The organism is Mesorhizobium sp. M4A.F.Ca.ET.050.02.1.1 (assembly GCF_003997725.1).
Taxonomy (GTDB): Bacteria; Pseudomonadota; Alphaproteobacteria; order Rhizobiales; family Rhizobiaceae; genus Mesorhizobium.
The window spans coordinates 1-3,327 of record NZ_RZSG01000667.1 but is presented as its reverse complement, the minus strand read 5'-3'; the positions used below and the strand labels follow the sequence as shown (position 1 = coordinate 3,327).

The following is a 3,327-nucleotide window of genomic DNA, read 5'->3' as shown; positions in this document are numbered from 1 at the left end:
TGCGCATCCCGCTCTTGTCGCGCGAGGCGCGCTTCCAGTCGCAAGGCAAGCCCGCCAGCCTGGTCGCCGCCTACATCATGGGGCTGGCTTTCGCCTTCGGCTGGACGCCTTGCATCGGCCCGGTGCTGGGGCCGATCCTGACGTTGGCCGGCGGGCGCGAGACGGTGGGCGAGGGCGCGCTGCTGCTTGCCGCCTATTCGCTCGGTCTCGGTATCCCTTTCCTGATCGCGGCGCTGTTTTCCGGCGCCTTCATGCGCTTTCTTGGAAAATTCCGCGTCCATCTCGGCCGCGTCGAAAAGGCGATCGGCGCGCTGCTGGTCGTCGCCGGCATATTCTTCCTCACCGGCGGCGTGCAGAGCGCGTCGTACTGGCTGCTGGAGACTTTCCCGGCGCTAGGGCGGCTGGGGTAGTTTGCTACTTTGTGCGCTGGATCGAACTGTGGACCTGCTGATTAAGAATCAGGGACTTGGGACGTCGCCAGGCCGGACGTGACGCGCAGGAGAGGGCATCCTTGCAACCGCGACGATCACTCCGGCACGCCGGAGATGCCCAGCGCCTCGACGTAACGCTCGGCGAACACCTTGTCTTGCCAAGGGTTGATCTGCCTCTGCAGGGTGAGCGTGTAGGTCGGAAACGCCTCCATCAGCCGCCGCGCCGCCGCCCGTGCCTCGTCCAGCCGGTTGAGTTTGACCAGCGCCATGATCACCACCCGGTGCGAGGAGCCGTAGTTCGGCATCTCCTGCAGCGCGCGTTCTCCCCATGCCAGCGCTTCCTCGTAGCGCTCGAGCATCAGATAGCTCATCCCGATGCCGGAGAGCGCGATGCCCTTCTCGGGGTCGACCGGGCTCAGCCGCATTGCCCGGTGAAAGTGCTCGATCGCGACGAGCGGGCGGCTGGAATGTGCGTTCACCCAACCGCAGCTCGTATGGCCCTGCGCCGAATTGGGATTGAGCATTAGGGATCGTTCGATCGTGGCCAGCGCCATCTCGTAGTCCTTCGCGCTGTAGGCCATCACCTGCGCGGCGAAGCGTAGGCTCGTAGGGTCGTCGCGCGCTTCCGCCAGCACTTCGCGCGCCATGCGCGCGGCGACCCGGATATCGTCGGGCTCGTGCCAGCACTGGCTTACGGATATGCTGCGGATATAGGCGCCGAGTGCCTTCGCCAAGTTGAAGTCAGGGTCGATGCTGAGCGCCTCGTTGGTGAGCCGACGCACGTCGGCAAAGCCTTCGCGGGTCATGCTGTAGAAGCGCGGCAGCGCGCGAAGGTAAAGGTCGTAGGCGCTCATGTAGTCGGTCGGCTTCATGCGCGCCTGCTTGATCTCCTCCAGCCGGATGCTCGGCTCGACGGCACCGACGACGCTTTCGGTCACCTTGTCCTGCAGGTCGAAGATGTCGCTCACGTCGCCCTCGAAGCGGTCGGTCCAGACATGGTGTCCGCTGATCGCGTCCACCAACTGCCCACTGATGCGCACCCGCGATCCTGCTCTGCGGATGCTGCCTTCGAGCACGTAGCGGACGCCCAACTCGCGCCCGACCTGGCGCAGGTCCACCGCCCGGCCCTTGTAGGTGAAGGACGAGTTGCGGGCGATCACGAAGAAGGAGTTCACCCGGCTCAATCCGGTGATGATGTCCTCCACCAGCCCGTCGGCGAAGTATTCCTGGTCGGGGTCGCCGCTCATGTTGGTGAAAGGCAGAACCGCGATCGAGGGTTTCTCGGGCAGGGGAGGCGGGGCAGCCACCGAGGCGCTGGCGTCGGTCTCGACGCGGTAGGCGCGCACAGGCCGCTCAATGTTCTTGAGGCGCAGCTCGCCGAGCGGCATGAAGCCGCAGTCGAGCTTGCCCTGAAGGTGGTCGTAGGCGGTGCCCGAGACGACCACGGTGCCGGGATCGGCGATGCCTTCGAGGCGGGCGGCGATGTTGACCCCGTCGCCATAGAGGTCGCCGTCCTCCTCGCAGATCACGTCGCCCAGATTGACGCCGATGCGCAAGCGAATCCGCTCTTCCTCGGGCGTCTCCGCCTCGTGTTCTGCCAGGGCCTGCTGGATTGCCATCGCCGAGGTCACCGCGTTAACGACGCTCGCGAACTCGCACAGCATGCCGTCGCCGGTGAGCTTGACGATCCGACCCTGATGCTCGGTGACCAGCGGTTCGAAGAGGTCCTTGCGGTAGATCTTCAGCCGCTCGAGCGTGCCGCGCTCGTCGCGCTCCGTCAGACGCGAATAGCCGACGACGTCGCAAGCCAGGATCGCTGCGAGGTGGCGCTGCGTGGTCATTGCACCGCTCAGCCAAGCGCCTGCACGCGGGCCGCCCGGCGTCCATGTCCTGCTAACTTCCAGACGCCCCACGCGCATGGTATCCATCTCTCCCAGTCCGCCTCTCCCAGTCCGCCGGTTCGCTGATACAGAACGGAGAACGCAGCTTGCCTTCGCGAGATTTCGCCATCCCGCTTGTGAAGCGTGGAACGTTCCAGTCACCGCGCCAGCAGCCAACCGACGACACGCCCGCGCAGCCTCTGGGGACGCTGACTCACCACTCCCAGAAGGCCGGAGATATTTGCTGCCTTGTGTAACCGGTTGACGCCACCGTGTCGGTGCTTTTGTATCGGGGTGTCCACCGAACGTTCGCGCTTGGAGGTGTCGCAACGCTGCCGTCCGACGCAGGGGTGTGTCCGGTTGAAGCCGGAAAAGCGGTGAGGCAAATAGATCATAGCCAAATTTTCATATGAATTATCAAAAAGATAGAACGACGTAGAATTCCCAACGAACGACCCGCTGATCAAGAGTCAGCTGCTCCGCCGTCTCACCGGAATTTAACCGCATTGGTGCAGCATGGGCAGCACTGCTAGCATCCATTGATTCAAACGCTTTTCGTACGGTTGCCCTTCATGAGCCAGAAATCCTGCCTGTCCGTCATCCTTGCCGCCGGCGAGGGCACGCGCATGAAGAGCGCGCTGCCCAAGGTGCTGCATCCTATCGCCGGGCTGCCGATGGTGGCCCATGTGGTGAAGGCGGCCGAGGCCGCCGGCAGCGGCGATCTGGCGCTGGTGATCGGCCATGGCGTGGAGGAAATGCGCAAGGCGGCGCAGAAATTTGCGCCCAAGGCGGAGACCTTCGTGCAGGAGAAGCGGCTCGGCACCGCGCATGCCGTGCTTGCAGCGCGTGCAGCAATATCAAAGGGTTACGACGACATCCTGGTGATGTTCGGCGATACACCGCTGATCGATCCGGAAGCGCTTGCCGTCGCGCGGCGGAAACTGGCGGAAGGTGCCGCCGCGCGACGGCAAGCGCTTCCGGATCGATCAGCGGTGTATCGCCGAACATCACCAGGA

The 3,327-nt window shown here is 64.3% G+C and carries 3 protein-coding genes; 2 read left to right on the top strand and 1 reads right to left on the bottom strand.

The annotated features are described in order from the left end of the window. The coding region (locus EOA33_RS29010) for a cytochrome c biogenesis CcdA family protein (RefSeq protein WP_145989334.1) at window positions 1-410 on the top strand (410 nt) is incomplete at its 5' end. Window positions 411-526: 116 nt separating this feature from the next. Here EOA33_RS29010 and EOA33_RS29005 read toward each other — a convergent pair. Beyond that, window positions 527-2,272 (bottom strand): adenylate/guanylate cyclase domain-containing protein, encoded by a 1,746-nt coding sequence (locus EOA33_RS29005; RefSeq protein WP_126054306.1) that lies wholly within the window; start codon window positions 2,270-2,272, stop codon window positions 527-529. Window positions 2,273-2,883: 611 nt separating this feature from the next. On the opposite strand from EOA33_RS29005, the gene EOA33_RS29000 reads away from it, so the two are divergent. Beyond that, on the top strand, window positions 2,884-3,327 hold a 444-nt coding region (locus EOA33_RS29000), incomplete at its 3' end, for an NTP transferase domain-containing protein (RefSeq protein WP_148670645.1).

Bases quoted from the DNA above. Each gene is read 5' to 3' on its own strand.
- EOA33_RS29005 (WP_126054306.1), bottom strand. From the start codon at position 2,272: ATGACCACGCAGCGCCACCTCGCAGCGATCCTGGCTTGCGACGTCGTC.